The sequence below is a fragment of the Pelomicrobium sp. genome (genome assembly GCF_036803785.1).
Taxonomy (GTDB): Bacteria; Pseudomonadota; Gammaproteobacteria; order Burkholderiales; family UBA6910; genus Pelomicrobium.
On record NZ_DAIRTR010000071.1, the window covers coordinates 1 to 16,404 of the forward strand.

Consider the following 16,404-nt stretch of genomic DNA (forward strand, 5'->3'; position numbering starts at 1 on the left):
CACCAGCGCCTCCTTGTTGGCGAGCAGCACCGTTTTCCCGGCGCAGGCTGCCGCCATGGCAGACTTGAGTCCGGCCGCCCCCACAATCCCCGCCACCACTACGTCCGCTTCCGGCGCGCCAGCCACCTGGGCGAATGCCTCTTCTCCCCACAGCACCTGCGTGGCGAGGCTCGCCTCTTGCAGCAACGCCGCCAGGCGCCGCGCGTCGCCCGCTTCGCGCAGCACCGCATAGGCGGGTCGGAAGATCCGGCATTGCTCGAACAGACGATCCACCCGCTGCTTCGCTGCCAGCGCCAGCACCCTGAATCGCTCGGGATTGCGGGCTACCACGTCCAAGGTATTGAGCCCGATGCTGCCGGTGGAGCCGAGCACGACCACGCTGCGGGGTATCCGGCTGCAGCGCTCATCCGAGCAAGGAAGAATAGCTGGTTGCAGGGATTCGTCGATCGGTTCCATGGTCTTCAAAGGCCGCTGATGGGGCGGGCGAACCCCGCGAGCAGGCCTGCCAACGGCAATGCCGCCGTCAGGCTGTCCACCCGATCCAGTACGCCGCCATGGCCGGGAAGAAGGGTGCCGCTGTCCTTCACGCCCGCGTGCCGCTTGACGGCAGACTCGAACAAATCGCCCAGCACGCTCACCGCCGCCAAAGCTGGTAGTACCAGTGTAATCCAAAGGCCTTCGGCCCAGAATACGCGCTCCGCTCCCGCCAGTTGGATCAGGGCACTACCCAAGGTCACTGCCACTAAGGCACCGATCACCCCTTCCCACGTCTTAGCGGGACTGATGGCGGGGGCGAGCTTGCGCCGCCCCCAGCGCCGTCCCACCAAGTAGGCGGCACTATCGGCCACCCAGACGGCAGCTAGCACGAGCAGCAGCCCAGCCGGGCTCTCCTCCCTGAGGACTATCGCGGCTACACCCGCCGGTGCGAGCACCAGGACGCCGGTACCGAGCAGCAGGGGCAGAGGAAGCCGCGGCCAGCCTCGAGCGAACCAGGCAGGCACCGCCACCAGCCAGAACATACTTGCGGCGGCGAACACTATCCAGGAAAGCGTCCCACCCTGACCTTTTTCCACCCAGCCCAACAGGGCCACCAGGCTGCCGATGCTGACGGCATAGACGAACCTGCTGCCCGCTCTCGCTCCAACGAGGGCCCACCATTCCCACGCGGCCAGGGCGACGGTGCCAGCGATCAGAGCGGTCCAGGCAGAGGGCGGGAAGAAAAACAAGGCGGTCAGGAACAGGCCAAGGAGCGCAGCGGCCGTGAGGAGTCGAGACGCGAGCATCCTTCGACGGTCAAAGCGCCGGACGGAATGGGCCGGCATCCCGCCTCGGCAAGCCTGCTAAGCGGGTTTGCGCCGCTCTAGGGTCTCGGCCAATTGCTCGCTCGTGCGGCCGAACCGTCGTTCCCTCTGCTGATACCAGAGGATCGCCTGGTGCAGCGCCCGAGCGTCGAAGTCGGGCCACAGGATATCGGTGAAGTAGAGTTCGGTATAGGCGAGCTGCCACAGCAAGAAATTGCTCACCCGCTGCTCTCCGCCGGTGCGGATGAACAGATCCGGCTCGGGCGCGTAGCTCATGGCGAGGTAGGGCGCGAGATCGGTTTCCCCGAACTGGGTCGCGAGCTCCGGCTGCGCCTGCAGCATGCGCTGCACTGCCTGGATGATGTCCCAGCGTCCGCCGTAGTTGACCGCTACGGTGAGGGTGAGCTTCCGGTTGTCCCGGGTGAGGGTCTCTGCCTGCTCGATCAGCCGCACTAGCCGCTCCTCCAAGCGCTCCCGGCTGCCCACCACTTTTAGCCGGATGCCATTGTCCCGCAGCTTCATCACCTCCTGCTCCAGCATGCTCACGAAAAGCTGCATGAGGAAGTTGACTTCCTCCTTGGGCCGACGCCAGTTCTCGCTGCTGAAGGCGAACAGCGTGAGGTATTCGACGCCCAGTTCGCCGCAAGCGCGCACCGTTGCGCGCACCGCCTCCATTCCCTTGCGGTGACCGGCCACCCGGGGCAAGAAACGCCGTCGCGCCCAGCGGCCGTTGCCGTCCATGATCACGGCGATATGCCGGGGGATGGCGCCCACCGGCGGGATGCTCAACGTGCTGCTCTGGTGCTCGCTCATGGGTTCCTTTCATGAGTCACGCGAAAGCGACTCTGGCCTAGACGGCCAACAGGTCGGTTTCTTTCCCTTGCAGGATCTTGTCCACCTCGGCGATGTAGCGGTCAGTGAGTTTCTGGATCTCGTCCTGGGCACGCCGCTCTTCGTCCTCGGAGATTTTCTTCTCCTTGAGCAGCTCCTTGAGCTGGGCAATGGCGTCGCGGCGCACGTTGCGGATGGCCACCCGTGCACTCTCCGCTTCGTGCCGCACTACCTTGATCAACTCCCGGCGGCGCTCTTCGGTGAGGGGTGGCATGGGCACCCGCACCGTGTCGCCCACTGTGGCCGGATTGAGCCCCAGGTCAGAATCCCGGATGGCCTTCTCGATCTTAGGCAACATGTGCTTTTCCCAAGGAGTAACGCCAATGGTGCGGGCATCGAGCAACGTCAAGTTGGCCACCTGGTTGAGGGGTGTGGGCGCCCCGTAGTAGTCCACTGTGATGTGCTCCAGTAGGCCCGTATGGGCACGTCCCGTACGCACCTTGGAGAACTCGGCTTTCAATGCCTCCACGCTCTTGTGCATCTTGTGATCTGCAGTCTTTTTCACATCGGCGATCATGGCTCATTCCTTCTTGGCTATAGGCGAGGCGGTCGTCAGCACTCGACCAAGGTTCCCTCGTCCTCGCCCATCACCACGCGCTTGAGTGCCCCTGGCTTGAAAATGCTGAACACCTTGACCGGCAGCCTCTGGTCGCGGCACAAAGTGAGGGCAGTGGCGTCCATCACCTTGAGGTTGCGGATGATGGCCTCGTCGAAAGTCAGGCGCTGGTAGCGCATGGCGTCGGGGTGGACCATCGGGTCTTCGGTGTAGACTCCGTCCACCTTGGTTGCCTTTAGCACCACGTCCACGTTCATTTCCATGCCTCGTAGCGCCGCCGCCGTGTCGGTGGTGAAGAAGGGATTGCCCGTGCCTGCGGCGAAGATCACTATCTTCCCTTCTTCCAGGTAGCGCATGGCCTTGCCGCGGATGTAAGGCTCTGCCACCTGCTCGATGTTCAGAGCCGACTGCACCCGGCTCGGCAAGCCCACGCGGCGCATGGCGTCCTGCAGCGCCAGGGCGTTCATCACCGTGGCGAGCATGCCAATGTAGTCGGCGGTGGCCCGATCCATGCCGGAGGCGGCGGGGGCCACTCCGCGGAAGATGTTGCCGCCGCCGATCACCACCGCGATCTGCACGCCAAGCACCGCCACTTCCTTGATTTCGGAGACGATGCGCTCGATGGTGGCACGGTTGATGCCGTAGCTGTCCTCGCCCATGAGCGCCTCCCCGCTCAACTTGAGCAGGATGCGCTTATAGGCCGGGCGCGGCGCGGGGGTGTCCATCAGTAGCGCTCAGCGGGCCGCCTGGGCGGCCTGGGCCATCACCTCGGCGGCGAAATTAGACTGCTTCTTCTCAATGCCCTCCCCCACGACAAACAGGACGTACCCGGCCACCGAGGCGCCCTTTTCCTTAAGCAGGGATTCCACCGTGCGCTTGTCATCCTTCACGAACGGCTGTCCGAGCAGCGTCACTTCACGGAGAAACTTCTGCACCGCGCCTTCTACCATCTTTTCCACGATGGCGGCGGGCTTGCCCGATTCGGTTGCTTTGGCGACGGCAATATCCCGCTCTCTCTGGATCAGCTCCGCCGGTACCTGCTCGCGGGATAGGGCGATGGGCTTGGAAGCGGCGATATGCATCGCCAAATCTTTGGCCAGGGCTTCATCGCCACCGGCAACGTCCACCAATACGCCGATCTTGGCCCCGGCATGGACGTAGGAAGCGAGCCGGCCTTTCGCCTCGAGTCGAGCGAAGCGGCGCACGGCGATGTTCTCCCCTATGCGCCCCACCAATGCCTTGCGCCTCTCCTCCACCGTGGCCCCATCGAAGGGCAGATGCAGAAGCGTCTCCACATCGGGAGGATTGTGCTGCGTTACCAGGGCGGCGAGCCGGGTGGCGAAAGACTGGAAGTCCTCGTTTTTGGCCACAAAATCAGTTTCGCAATTAACTTCGACGATAGACCCGAGCCGGGCATCGGGACTCAGATGCACGGCGACGATGCCCTCGGCGGCGACGCGGCTGGCGGCCTTGGTGGCCTTGTTGCCCAGTTTGATGCGCAGGATTTCTTCCGCCTTGGCCATGTTCCCGTCCGCCTCGGCGAGGGCCTTCTTGCACTCCATCATGGGCGCGTCGGTCTTGTCGCGTAGTTCCTTGACCATGCTTGCGGTGATTTCCGCCATGTTTCGCTCCTGACCTCCGGAATCGTGGGTGACCTCAGGCCACCCTCAGCTGCGAACCTCAAAAAAAGGGGGCTTTCCGCCCCCTCTTCCCTTCGTCTTTCTTCATTCTTCTTGCGGCGTTGCCTCGGGACTGTCCACCTCCACAAACTCGTCCTCGACCAGCTCCTTGACAATCTGGCTGCGCCCCTCCAGGACAGCATCGGCAATGCCGCGAGCATAGAGGCGGATCGCCCGGGCCGAGTCATCGTTGCCCGGAATCACGTAGGCAATGCCTTCCGGCGAATGGTTAGTGTCCACCACCGCCACCACTGGGATACCCAGCTTATTGGCTTCCGACACAGCGATCTTGTGGAATCCCACGTCTACCACGAAGAGGGCGTCCGGAAGCGTATTCATGTCTTTGATGCCACCGAGGCTGCGTTCCAGCTTGTCCAGTTCCCGCCTGAGCCGCAACGCCTCCTTCTTCGGTAGCCGTTCCATGGAGCCGTCCTCCACCATGGCCTCGAGCTCCCGCAGCCGCTTCACCGACTGTTTCACCGTCTTGAAGTTGGTAAGCATCCCGCCCAGCCAGCGATAGTCCACGTAGGGGCTACCGCAACGGATTGCCTCTTCGCGGATGATCTCACGCGCCTGGCGCTTGGTTCCCACGAAGAGGATAGTGCCCTTGTTAGCGGCAAGCCGCCGTACGTAGGCGGTGGCCTCCAGGTAGAGGGGCAGGGTTTTTTCCAGGTTGATGATATGGATGCGGTTGCGGTGACCGAAGATGTAGGGGGCCATCTTCGGGTTCCAGTAGCGGGTCTGGTGCCCGAAATGGACGCCCGCCTCCAGCATTTGACGCATGGTGATCGACATGGGATCTCCGTCGGCAAGGGTTAATCCTCCACCCGCCCAGTCGACTCGGCCGCGCCGAGCACCCTCGCGGGGCGGGTGTGCGAATTTCGTCCCGTAAACAATATCTTGGGCGAATTTCGCATTTTAACATCAAAACTGCGGGCCTCTCAAGGCAACAACACTTTTCGTTGTCAGCACCGGATCGATCTTCTATCCTACTGGCTTGTCAACGGACGAAAGGGTCCTCGCCTTGGGGGCCGAGGGTTTCGCTTTATGGACATGCCGGCGCGCAGCGCAGTCGTGATCAAGACCCCGGAGGAAATCGAGGGCATGCGCCTCGCCGGGCGCCTTGCGGCCGAGGTGCTGGATTTCATCACTCCCTACGTGAAACCGGGCGTGACCACCGGCGAGCTGGACGCCTTGTGCCATGAATACATGGTCAAGGTGCAGAAGACCGTTCCCGCGCCCCTCAATTACGCACCGCCAGGCTACCCCCCCTTTCCCAAATCCATCTGCACTTCCGTCAACCATCAGGTGTGCCATGGGGTTCCTGGAGAGCGCAAGCTGAAGTCCGGCGACATCGTCAACATCGACGTCACGGTGATCAAGGACGGATTCCACGGGGACACCAGCCGCATGTTCTTCGTAGGGGAGCCATCGATCCTGGCACGGCGGCTGTGCCAAGTCACCTACGAGTGCATGTGGCGCGGCATCCGGGCCGTGGCTCCGGGGCGCCACCTGGGGGACATCGGGCATGCGATCCAGACCCACGCCGAAAGCCACGGCTTCAGTGTGGTGCGGGAGTTTTGCGGCCACGGCATCGGACGCAAGTTTCACGAGGAGCCTCAGGTACTGCACTACGGACGCCCGGGCACTGGCATGAAACTCGTGCCGGGGATGACCTTTACCATCGAGCCCATGATCAATGCCGGCAGGCCCGGGGTGCGCCAGCTCGCGGACGGATGGACCGTGGTCACCAAGGACCACAGCCTCTCTGCCCAGTGGGAACACACCGTGCTGGTGACCGAGCGGGGCTACGAAGTCCTGACCCTCTCCCCCGGCGCCCCGCCGGAGCCGCCTCTCGATTGAGCTCATGGCCGCGCGCCCGGAGGCTCCGGTCCCGGCGGTGCACCTCCTCGACCTGAAACGGGAACTCGCCAGGGAGCGGGAGCGGCTGCGGGAAGCCTACCGGCAGCGTCCCCACCCCGGTTGGGCCTTGCGCCGGCACGCCCGGCTGGTCGATCAGGTGCTGCGCAAGTTGTGGCAGCGGCTCGCCATGCCCTCCACCCTGGCCCTTGCGGCGGTGGGCGGCTATGGCCGCGGAGAACTCTTCCCCTATTCCGACGTGGACGTACTGGTGCTGCTGCCCGCGCCGGAGGACGCAGCCCTCGCCCCCGCCCTGGAACGGTTCGTGGGTGCCCTATGGGACGTGGGCCTGGACACGGCCCACAGCGTACGCACCGTAGACGAGTGCCTGGAACAGGCGCGCCGGGACATCACCATCGAAACCACTCTCCTGGAGGCGCGCTGGCTGGCAGGCAACCGCACCCTGTTCCAGCGGCTAAAGACATCCCTCGCAGCCATCCTGGACCCGGCAGCATTCCTTCAGGCCAAGCGCCTGGAGCAAGAGCAACGCCACCAGCGCTACCACGACGCCTCCACCAACCTGGAACCTAACCTGAAGGAGAGTCCAGGCGGATTGCGCGACCTCCAAACCATCCTATGGATCGCCCAAGCCTGCGGCCTGGGCAGGAGCTGGCGGGATCTGGTGCACAAGGGCCTCCTTTCAGAGGAGGAGGCGCGGCAGCTAAGGCGCCAGGAAGCGAAGCTGAAAGACCTGCGCATCCGGCTCCATTATCTGGCCGGGCGTCGGGAGGACCGGCTCCTCTTCGACTTCCAGACGGCCCTCGCCAGGGAACTGGGGCTAAGCGATCGGGGAGTGCGGCGGGCAGGGGAGCTCCTGATGCAACGCTACTACCGGGCCGCCCGGGTGGTAGCTCAGCTCAACGTCATCCTGCTCCTCGACCTGGAGGCCCGGATCAATCCACCATCGTCCGGAGAGCCCCAGGTACTCAACGAGCGCTTCCAGGTAACAAATGGGCTGCTCCAGGCGCGTGACCCGGAGGTCTTCCTCAAGCATCCGAGTGCCATCCTGGAGAGCTTCCTCCTCCTGCAGCAGCACCGGGAAATCCAGGGCCGCGACGCCCAAACCCTGCGGGCCCTGTGGCGGGCCGTGGGAGAAGTGGGAGCGCGGTTGCGCCGGGATCCGGACAGCCCGCGGCTCTTCATGGAAATCCTGCGCCAGCCGGCCGGGATCACCCGGGAGCTGCGCCGCATGAACCGCTACGGAGTGCTCGGGCTCTACATCCCGGCCTTTGGCCGCATCGTGGGCCAGATGCAGCACGACCTCTATCACGTCTACACCGTGGACGAGCACATCCTCATGGTGGTACGCAATCTGCGCCGCTTTGCGGTCACCGAATTCGCCCACGAATATCCTCTCTGCAGCCGTCTGATGGCCGAGTTCGAGCGCCCTGAAGTGCTGTACCTGGCCGCCTTGTTCCACGATATCGCCAAGGGGCGAGGGGGCGATCACTCCAGCCTGGGTGCCCTCGAGGCGCGGCGTTTCTGCCGTCGCCATTCTCTTTCTCCGGAAGACGCGGAGCTGGTGGAATGGTTGGTGCGGCACCACTTGATGATGTCTCACACCGCCCAGAAGCAGGATCTCTCGGACCCGGAAGTGATCGCCCGTTTTGCCCAACGGGTGGGCACCGACCGGCGGCTTACCGCCCTGTACCTACTCACTGTGGCCGACATCCGCGGCACCAGCCCCAAGGTGTGGAACGCGTGGAAAGCCAGGCTGCTGGAGGATCTCTTTCACCTGACTCGGCGGCACCTCTCCGGGCAGGCGCCTCCCCCTGCCAGTTTGCTGGAAGCGCGGCAGGACGAGGCGCTGCGCCAGCTGCGTCTGGCGGCAGTGCCGGACGCAGCCCACGAGCGCCTTTGGTCCAAACTGGACGTTGCTTATTTCCTGCGCCATACCCCGGAGGAGATCGCCTGGCACACTCGACTCCTCAACTACCGGGTAGACACGCCGTCCCCGGTGGTCAAGGCCCGGCTCGCCCCCGGCGCTGAAGGTATCCAGGTCCTCGTCTATTGCCCAGACCAGCCCCGCCTTTTTGCCCGTCTCTGCGACTGCTTCGCTCGAATCGGTTTTTCCATCGCCGAGGCGAAGATCTACACCACCCGCCACGGCTATGCCCTGGATAGCTTCCTGGTGCTGGACCCCGAGAACAAGTCCCTGTCTTACCGGGACCTCACCAGCTACCTGGAATACGAGGTGAGCCGAGCCCTGGAAGGGCCCGCCGCACCGCCTCCGCCCCTCGGGCGTGTCAGCCGGCAAATGAAGCACTTTCCCATCGTCCCCCAGGTCCACATCCGGCCTGATGACTACGGGCGCCACCACATCCTGTCCATCGTGGCGGGGGACCGCACGGGGCTGCTTTCCCGTGTCGCCCGGGTGTTACACGACCATGGGGTCAACGTGGAAAGCGCCCGCATCACCACCCTAGGGGAGCGGGCGGAGGACACCTTCCTCATCTCAGGAGGAAAGCTCCTTGACGACAAGGCGGTGGTGCGCCTGGAGACCGATCTGCTGGAAGCGCTAAAGGCCTGAGCTACGCCTCGATGCCGGCCAGTTGCGGAAAAAGGACGTCGGTGAAGCCGAACTTGGTGAAGTCGCGGATGCGCATGGGATAGAGAATCCCCCGGAGGTGATCGCACTCGTGCTGTACGACCCGGGCGTGAAAGCCGCTTACCGTGCGATCGATGGGGTTGCCCCGGGCATCGTGGCCTCGGTAGCGGACGCTGCGATAGCGGGGCACCAGCCCTCGCATTCCCGGCACCGACAGGCAACCCTCCCAGCCCTCTTCCAGGGTCTCGTCCACCACCACGATCTCGGGATTCACCAGTACCGTGAGGGGCACCTCTTCCACACCGGGGTAGCGGGGGTTCTGAGTCACTTCGAAGATCACCACTTGAAGCCCAACGCCGATCTGGGGCGCGGCGATGCCTGCCCCGTTCAACGCCCGCATGGTATCCAGGAGATCCTGCACCAAGGCGTGGAGCTCGGCAGTGTCGAACCGCTCCACGGGACGCGCCGGCACGAGCAGCCGGGCGTCTCCCATGCGCAAGACTTGCCTAGCCGTCATACGCTTCCACCACGTGCTCCAGAATGTTGCGCACCCGGGCCATGGCCCCCCTGAGCACCTTGGCCACCTCTTCCATCCGAATGCCCTCGGCGCTATCTGCCCGGCCGGCGGCGTAGTTGGCCACCACCGCAAGGGCCGCGTAGCTCAAGCCGAGCTCCCGGGCCAAGGCCGCCTCCGGCATCCCGGTCATTCCGACCATGTCTGCCCCGTCCCGTTCCAGGCGGTTGATTTCCGCGGCGGTTTCCAGCCGCGGGCCTTGGGTAGCTGCGTATACGCCCCCCACTACCACCGGTTCTCCCGCCCGCCGCGCCGCCTCGATGCACAAGGCCCGGGTGCGCTCGCAATAGGGATGGGTAAAGTCGACGTGGGTGACCGGGGTCGCGTCGGACTCATAAAAGGTGAAGGCCCGACCGTGAGTGTAATCGATGATCTGGTCGGGGATGACGATCGTGCCAGGGGTGAGATCCCGGCGGATGCCTCCCACCGATGCCACCGACACCACCGTCCGCACCTTCTCCGCCTGCAGAGCCCACAGGTTGGCGCGATAGTTCACCGCGTGGGGCGGGATGGTGTGGCCGTAGCCGTGGCGGGCGAGGAACACCACCGGCCGGTCCCGAATGGTGCCGAAGGTAAGGGGACAGGACGGCTCCCCGTAGGGGGTGCGCACGACCTTACGCCCCCTGATCTGCAGGTTGGGCAGGGTGGAAAGCCCCGATCCGCCGATGATCGCCAACATGGGATTAGCGAACCCTTCTCTCCCGGGAGATAGCCAATGCCAGGTCAAGGAGCCGCATAGTATCGGCCCAGCCGGCGTCGGTAAAGGGAATGGCCTTCAGCGCTCCGCCAGGGCGTAGATGGCGGGGAGGTTGCGCCAGACGCCGTAGACGTCCATGCCGAAGCCGAAAACATAGCGATTAGGCACCCGCAGCCCCACGAAGTCGGCTCGGATGGGCTTCTCCCGGCCGATGTCCTTGTCCGCCAGCACCGCGCTGTAGAAAGCCTGGGCCCCCGCTTCCAAGATGCGTGCCCGGATGGCCGCCAGGGTCTCCCCCTCGTCTAAGATGTCGTCCAGCACCAGCACTACGCGCCCCCGGGTGCGCTCCGGTGGCTCGATACGCCACTCAACGTCGGCTCCCGAGGTCTTTCCCCGGTAGCGGGAGACATAAAGAGTGTCGAAATCCAGCGGGAAGTCGAGCAACGGCAGAAGCTGGCCGGTGAACACCACCGCCCCGCCCATCACAGGAAGCACCAGGGGATAGCGCTCTGCCAGCGCGCTGGTGATTTCTCGGGCGAGCCGCCGCACCGCCGCCCCCACCTCCTCGGCGGACCACACCAGTTCGGCTTGGCTCAGGATCTGACGGGCGCGTTGCGGATCCAGCTTAAGCCCTCAATAGGTGAAAGTGACCACGTTCTCGTCCATCGCTTGCTCGATCACGTAGGCCCCGCCCACCGTCTCCTCGATCTCGGGGATCAGGTCGTCTCCCCACAGTTCAAGGGTCGGCGTGCACACCTTGAAATGCACCCCCGCCTCGTGGGCGTCTTTGATGAAATCGTACACGCTCTTGGGGGAGCCGGGCTTGACGTAGAGTTTTTCCGCCACACCTTTCTTCGCCAGCTCTCCCGCCCGGGCGGTGAGGATGACTTCTACCTCGTAGTCCATGGCGGCGGCCACGGTGGCTTGAAAGAACGGTGCCCCCAGCTCGGGGCCGTCGCTCGGGTCCGTGTTGACCATCACGATCATTAGCTTGTTCGGCATGGGCATCTCCCCAACAGGGTGTGTGGAACCAGATCACTATATTAGCTTATCATGATTCCTTTATCTCATTCCCGCCCCCGCGCCAGGACTGCGCCCGGCACGTCCCGGAGGCTGGCAAGCCCGGCCAGGTAGCCGGCAAAGGCCTGGCCGACCTCCCCGTGCTTCAGTCCATAGGCCACCGTGGCCTGAAGATAACCCAGCTTGCTGCCGCAATCGAAGCGCACGCCGTCGAACTCGAACGCCATTACGGGCTCCTCCCGGGCTAACGCAGCGATGCCGTCGGTCAGCTGAATCTCGCCGCCCGCGCCGGGCTTGAGCCCTTCCAGGTGGTGAAAGATCCGGGGGGTCAGAATGTAGCGCCCCACCACGCCCAAGGTGGACGGGGCTGCACCGGGCGGCGGCTTCTCCACAATGCCGCGGATGCGCCGCGCTTTGCCCTCGCCTGGGTCGATCTTCACGATGCCGTATTGGCCGGTGTCCGCCGGCGCGACCCGCTGCACCCCCAACACCGAGCAGCGGGCTTCCAGGAAGAGCTCCTTCATCTGCTGCAGGACCGGCGGCTGTGCGTCGATTAAGTCATCCGCAAGAAGCACCGCGAACGGTTCTTCCCCCACCACGGGACGAGCGCACAGGACGGCATGCCCGAGCCCCAAGGCGTCCACCTGTCGGAGGTAGATGCAAGTGATGCCGCTCGGGATGGCGCGCCGCACTTCCTCCAGCAGTGATTGCTTTCCGCGGGCCTCCAGCTCCGCCTCCAGCTCGTAATTCTTGTCGAAATGGTCTTCGATGGCCCGCTTGTTGCGGCCGGTGACGAAGATCATTTGGGTGATCCCGGCGGCAGCGGCTTCCTCCACGGCGTACTGGATGAGGGGCTTGTCCACGATGGGCAGCATTTCCTTGGGGCTTGCCTTAGTGGCCGGCAGGAAGCGGGTGCCCAAGCCGGCGACGGGAAACACCGCCTTGGTGATCTGGGCCATGAGATACCTCCGTTTACTTTCAAGCGCGCAACAGTTCCAAGAAGGCGTCCTCGTCCAGAATAGCGACACCGAGCTCCCGTGCCCGAGCGTACTTGGATCCCGGGTCGGTTCCCACCACCAGGTAATCGGTATTGCGGGAGACACTGCCGGTCACCTTTCCGCCCAAGGCTTCGATCCGCTCCTTGGCCTCCTCCCGGGTCATGCTAGCCAGGGTTCCGGTCAGCACGAAGGTCTTGCCGGCAAACTTCTGCGCCCTCGCCCGCGGCGTCTCCGTGCGCCAGCAATGGCCGTAGAAGGGCCGCAGGCGCTCGATCACCTCCCGGTTGTGGCGCTCGGCGAAGAACTGGTGGATGCTCTTCGCCACCACGGGCCCCACGTCGGGCACCTCCATGATCTCCTCTTCGCCTGCCTTCATGAGGGCCTCCAGGCTGCCGAAGTGCCGGGCCAGATCCCGCGCCGTGCTCTCCCCCACGTGGCGGATGCCCAGGGCGTAGATGAACCGCGCTAGGGTGGCGTTTTCGCGGCTGCGTCGCAGGGCCTCGAGCAGATTCTGCGCCGACTTGCGCCCCATGCGGGGAAGGGCCGCGAGCTGCTCCTCGGTCAGGTGGAACAGGTCCGCGGGGGTTTTGACCAGCCCCGTATCCACCAGCTGATCCACCAGTTTCTCGCCCAGGCCTTCGATGTCCAGAGCCCGGCGGCTGGCGAAGTGCAGGAGGGCCTGCTTGCGCTGGGCGGGGCATACCAGGCCGCCGCTGCAGCGGGCAATAGCCTCGTCCGGAAGTCGCACCACGGCCGAGCCGCACGCAGGGCAACGGGAGGGCATGACGAAGCGCCGGGCGTGGGCGGGACGCTTCTCCGGCACCACCGCTACCACCTCCGGAATTACATCCCCGGCCCGGCGCACGATCACCCAGTCCCCAATGCGGATGTCCTTGCGGCGGATCTCATCCTCGTTGTGCAGGGTGGCGCTGGTCACCGTCACCCCGCCCACTTGCACGGGCTTTAACCTGGCCACCGGCGTCAGGGCGCCGGTACGGCCCACCTGCACCTCGATGTCCAGGAGCTGGGTCATCTCCTCCTGGGCGGGAAACTTGTGGGCGAGGGCGAACCGGGGTGCACGAGATACAAAGCCCAGGCGCTCCTGATAGTCCAGCCGGTCCACCTTGTAGACCACCCCGTCCGTTTCATAGGGTAGGCCGTCGCGTTGCTCGAGCAGCCTGCGATAGAAGCCTAAGAGCCCCTCCACCCCGGCCACCACTTCCCGGATCGGAGAGACGGGGATGCGCAGGCCCTCCAGGTAGTCGAGGAGCCGGCTCTGCCGGTCCCGGGGGATAGCCTCTCCCTCCACCCGGCCGATCCCGTAGGCGAAAAAGGTCAGAGGCCGCCTGGCGGTGACGCGGGGATCCAGCTGACGCAGGGATCCAGCGGCAGCGTTGCGCGGGTTGGCGAAGGGGCGCTCCCCGCGGGCCTGTTGTTCGGCGTTGAGCTTGTCGAAGTCGGCCTTGAACATGAGCACTTCACCCCGCACCTCCAGGAGCGCGGGCGGCGCCTTCGCCTGCAGCCGCAAGGGGATGGCCCGCACCGTGCGCAGGTTGCTGGTCACGTCCTCTCCCGTGTAGCCGTCGCCTCGGGTCGCGCCCTGGACGAAGACGCCCTCCCGGTAAGTGAGGCTCACCGCCAGACCATCGAACTTAGGCTCCACTTCGTACTCCACTCGCTCGACGCCGAGCGTCTCCCGCACCCGTCGGTCGAAAGCCCTCACCTCCTCGTCGTCGAAGGCGTTGTTGAGAGAAAGCATGGGCACAGCATGTCGGACCTCAGGAAATTCCTCCACGGGTGCCGCCCCCACCCGTTGGGTGGGGGAGTCGGCAGTGGCCAGCTCCGGGTAGCGGGCTTCCAGTTCCTGGAGCTGCCGGAACAGGCGGTCGTATTCCGCGTCGGGAATCGTGGGCCGATTGAGGACGTAGTAGTTGTAGTTGGCCCGCTCGAGCTCCTCCCGGAGCCGTTTTGCTTCCGCCACTGCTTCAGCCGGCGCCTTCATGGAGGTCTCCTGGCGGCAGCTCCACCTCAAGACAAACGCGCTTTCCTTCCTGCCTAGGAAAAGAGCCGCAACGCGAGCTCTCCCCCAGCGGGGATGCGCCGCGCCTGCATCAGAGCCTGGAGGCGGGCGATCTCCTGACGGATCTTCTCTAGACCGGCATCGGTCAAGGCCACCCGATTGTCGTCCACCATGACGCCTCCCAGGGTGGTCGCGAAGGTGCGGGCCAGTTGCACCATTTGACGAAACGCATCCAACCCGTCCACCACCCGGGGAAGGTCCAGCTCCAAGGTAAGCCCGTCGGTGGACATCTGGGACAAGGTGTCCGCCCGAAAGGGAACGGCCTGCATGTCGGCCACCCGGAACAGAACCTCTCCCCGCTCGTCCAGGAGGGTGTAACGGCCGTCGGCGGTGAGCTTCAAACCGTTGGACTCGGCCAGGGCCTTGATCTTGGCCCCGTGGAAACGGCGCTCCCTGGGGCTCACCACGTTGATGCCGATCACCACGTCCACCTCAGCGCAGAATTGATCCAAGAGCGCTGCCCGCACCGCCGCTTCGTCGGCATCGGGCATGGCAACCCGCGCCCCCAGGGTCTGGGCCAGGGCCTGGACGGCGTCCCGAAAGCCCCGCAGCATGACATCGCTCACTGCCCCGTCCCGGTCGCAGAGCTGCAAGGCGACACGGACCCGGCCATAGTGCCCTCCCATGGCCGAGTGGACTTCCTTCCAGGCGTTTTCCTGGGGGTCATAGACTGCAAGCGAGACCGGCTTGCCGAATTCGGCTTTGCGCTGCACCAGGGGGGCGAGGCGGGCGGGCTCGATCGGTGTGGGAAACGCCAGCTCTGCCACGAAATCGATACCTTCGTCGAGCAGGGCCGCATCGGGCGGGAAGGAACCCGGGGCCGGCGCCGGTTCTGGGCCCGGCATGGTTCGCCTCTCCGCCACCGGCATCGGCTCCAACCTCGGCTCCAATCGGGGTTCGACCCGGGCTTCCGGCTCCTTGAACGGCTGGGACTGCAGCAGCACATCCTGGTGGCGATTGCCGAAAGCGCGCTCTGCCTGGCGCCGCAGTCGGCGCTGCTGAATCCGGTTGAACAGGTACACGCCCGCCACCACCAGCACCCCCACCACCAGCAGTCCCAGTTGCAGCTCGCTCATCGCGTTTCCATGTTAATGCCCGGCGGCGCCGGTGTCAGGCGCCGGGCAGGCACGCCGGGTCAGGCAGCAGCGGCGTCCCGCATGCGCATCGCCTCTTCCACGTCCACCGCCACGACCCGGGAGACCCCTTGCTCCTGCATGGTGATGCCGATTAATTGGTGGGCGATCTCCATGGTGAGCTTATTGTGGCTGATGAAGATAAACTGGGTTTGCTGGGCCATGCGCCTCACTAATTGGCAGAAGCGCTCGGTGTTGGTGTCATCTAACGGCGCATCCACTTCGTCCAGCAGGCAAAAGGGCGCCGGGTTGAGCTGGAACAGGGAGAACACCAGAGCGAGGGCGGTGAGGGCCTTCTCTCCTCCCGAGAGCAGGTGGATGGAAGTGTTCTTCTTGCCCGGCGGCTGAGCGATGATCTGCAGGCCCGCATCCAGGATTTCCTCTCCGGTGAGCATCAGCCGAGCTTGGCCCCCGCCGAAGAGGGTGGGAAACAGCTCGGCCAAGTGGTTGTTCACTTGCTCGAAGGTGCTCATTAGGCGCTCCCGGGTCTCTCGGTCAATGCGCCGGATGGCATTCTCCAGGGTGTGCACTGCGGACCGCAGATCTTCCGACTGGGCATCCAAGAAGGCTTTACGTTCCTCGGTACCCTTCAGTTCCTCCAGTGCCGCCAAATTGACCGCGCCCAGCTGCGCGATCTCGTTGTTGAGCCGGGTGATTTCCCCCTGGAGAGACGAGGCTCGGGGCTTGTCGCCTAACTGGGTGGCCAAGACCTCCTCGTCGAGGGCCATCTCCCGCAGCTGCTGATCGAATTGGGCTACCGTGAGCCGCGCCTCCTGCTCTTTGAGCTGGGTTTCGGCCAGTTTCTGGCGCAAGGGCTCAAGCCCCTGCTCTAGGGTCATTCGGCTCTCTTCCAGGCAGCGCAGCTGGGCGCTCCCCTCTTCCAGGGCGTCCCGTGCCTGGACGAGGGCCTCCTCCCGGGACTGGCGCGCCTGAAGCGCGGCCTGCAAAGCGGCTTCGACGGGGGTGCAATCGAGCCCACGCAGCTCTCCTTCGAGGGCCTCCAGAGT

The 16,404-nt window shown here is 64.8% G+C and carries 15 protein-coding genes and 2 pseudogenes; 2 read left to right on the top strand and 15 right to left on the bottom strand.

What is annotated here, in order from left to right:
• From V7Q81_RS09555 to rpsB, 7 genes and pseudogenes are all read right to left on the bottom strand, one after another.
• Positions 1 to 456 (bottom strand): annotated as a pseudogene (locus V7Q81_RS09555) (hypothetical protein); the annotation flags it as partial.
• A 5-nt stretch (positions 457 to 461) separates the two neighbouring features.
• Complete coding sequence (locus tag V7Q81_RS09560; RefSeq protein ID WP_333842516.1) at positions 462 to 1,283, bottom strand: phosphatidate cytidylyltransferase; 822 nt, start codon at positions 1,281 to 1,283, stop codon at positions 462 to 464.
• A 57-nt stretch (positions 1,284 to 1,340) separates the two neighbouring features.
• Positions 1,341 to 2,114, bottom strand: coding sequence for an isoprenyl transferase (locus V7Q81_RS09565; protein WP_333842519.1), 774 nt, complete (start codon positions 2,112 to 2,114; stop codon positions 1,341 to 1,343).
• A 37-nt stretch (positions 2,115 to 2,151) separates the two neighbouring features.
• Positions 2,152 to 2,709: a ribosome recycling factor gene (frr, locus tag V7Q81_RS09570; protein WP_333842521.1), complete on the bottom strand. Its 558-nt coding sequence runs from the start codon at positions 2,707 to 2,709 to the stop codon at positions 2,152 to 2,154.
• Positions 2,710 to 2,744: 35 nt separating this feature from the next.
• The gene (pyrH, locus tag V7Q81_RS09575; protein ID WP_333842523.1) at positions 2,745 to 3,473 is read right to left on the bottom strand and encodes a UMP kinase; all 729 of its coding nucleotides are present in this window, start codon (positions 3,471 to 3,473) and stop codon (positions 2,745 to 2,747) included.
• A 9-nt stretch (positions 3,474 to 3,482) separates the two neighbouring features.
• Positions 3,483 to 4,370 carry a translation elongation factor Ts gene (tsf, locus tag V7Q81_RS09580; protein ID WP_333842524.1) on the bottom strand — a complete coding sequence of 296 codons (888 nt, stop codon included), beginning with the start codon at positions 4,368 to 4,370 and terminating at the stop codon, positions 3,483 to 3,485.
• Positions 4,371 to 4,472: 102 nt separating this feature from the next.
• Entirely contained in the window at positions 4,473 to 5,222 is a 750-nt protein-coding gene (gene rpsB / locus V7Q81_RS09585; RefSeq protein ID WP_333842526.1) for a 30S ribosomal protein S2, read from the bottom strand.
• A gap of 252 nt (positions 5,223 to 5,474) precedes the next feature.
• Between rpsB and map the strand changes: the two genes are divergently transcribed.
• Together map and V7Q81_RS09595 are read left to right on the top strand one after the other, a co-directional pair.
• A complete protein-coding gene (map, locus tag V7Q81_RS09590; RefSeq protein ID WP_442954804.1) occupies positions 5,475 to 6,290 on the top strand; it encodes a type I methionyl aminopeptidase in 816 nt (271 codons plus the stop codon).
• A 4-nt stretch (positions 6,291 to 6,294) separates the two neighbouring features.
• Positions 6,295 to 8,877, top strand: coding sequence for a [protein-PII] uridylyltransferase (locus V7Q81_RS09595; protein ID WP_333842527.1), 2,583 nt, complete (start codon positions 6,295 to 6,297; stop codon positions 8,875 to 8,877).
• 1 nt (position 8,878) lies between these two features.
• Here the strand turns inward: V7Q81_RS09595 and def are convergent, their stop codons facing one another.
• The 8 genes and pseudogenes from def to V7Q81_RS09635 form a co-directional block, all read right to left on the bottom strand.
• On the bottom strand, positions 8,879 to 9,412 hold the full coding sequence (gene def / locus V7Q81_RS09600; RefSeq protein ID WP_333842528.1) for a peptide deformylase: 534 nt from the start codon (positions 9,410 to 9,412) through the stop codon (positions 8,879 to 8,881).
• Positions 9,402 to 10,148 carry an S-methyl-5'-thioinosine phosphorylase gene (locus tag V7Q81_RS09605; RefSeq protein WP_333842529.1) on the bottom strand — a complete coding sequence of 249 codons (747 nt, stop codon included), beginning with the start codon at positions 10,146 to 10,148 and terminating at the stop codon, positions 9,402 to 9,404. The genes def and V7Q81_RS09605 overlap by 11 nt, the downstream gene beginning before the upstream one ends.
• A 96-nt stretch (positions 10,149 to 10,244) precedes the next feature.
• On the bottom strand, positions 10,245 to 10,790 hold the full coding sequence (locus V7Q81_RS09610; protein WP_333842541.1) for a hypoxanthine-guanine phosphoribosyltransferase: 546 nt from the start codon (positions 10,788 to 10,790) through the stop codon (positions 10,245 to 10,247).
• 9 nt (positions 10,791 to 10,799) lie between these two features.
• Complete coding sequence (locus tag V7Q81_RS09615) at positions 10,800 to 11,168, bottom strand: DsrE/DsrF/DrsH-like family protein (protein ID WP_147798263.1); 369 nt, start codon at positions 11,166 to 11,168, stop codon at positions 10,800 to 10,802.
• 65 nt (positions 11,169 to 11,233) lie between these two features.
• On the bottom strand, positions 11,234 to 12,145 hold the full coding sequence (galU, locus tag V7Q81_RS09620) for a UTP--glucose-1-phosphate uridylyltransferase GalU (protein ID WP_333842533.1): 912 nt from the start codon (positions 12,143 to 12,145) through the stop codon (positions 11,234 to 11,236).
• Between the two features lie 19 nt (positions 12,146 to 12,164).
• Positions 12,165 to 14,186 (bottom strand): NAD-dependent DNA ligase LigA, encoded by a 2,022-nt coding sequence (ligA, locus tag V7Q81_RS09625; protein WP_333842534.1) that lies wholly within the window; start codon positions 14,184 to 14,186, stop codon positions 12,165 to 12,167.
• 53 nt (positions 14,187 to 14,239) lie between these two features.
• Positions 14,240 to 15,340: a cell division protein ZipA C-terminal FtsZ-binding domain-containing protein gene (locus tag V7Q81_RS09630; RefSeq protein ID WP_333842536.1), complete on the bottom strand. Its 1,101-nt coding sequence runs from the start codon at positions 15,338 to 15,340 to the stop codon at positions 14,240 to 14,242.
• A gap of 59 nt (positions 15,341 to 15,399) precedes the next feature.
• A pseudogene (locus tag V7Q81_RS09635) lies at positions 15,400 to 16,404 on the bottom strand (AAA family ATPase); the annotation flags it as partial.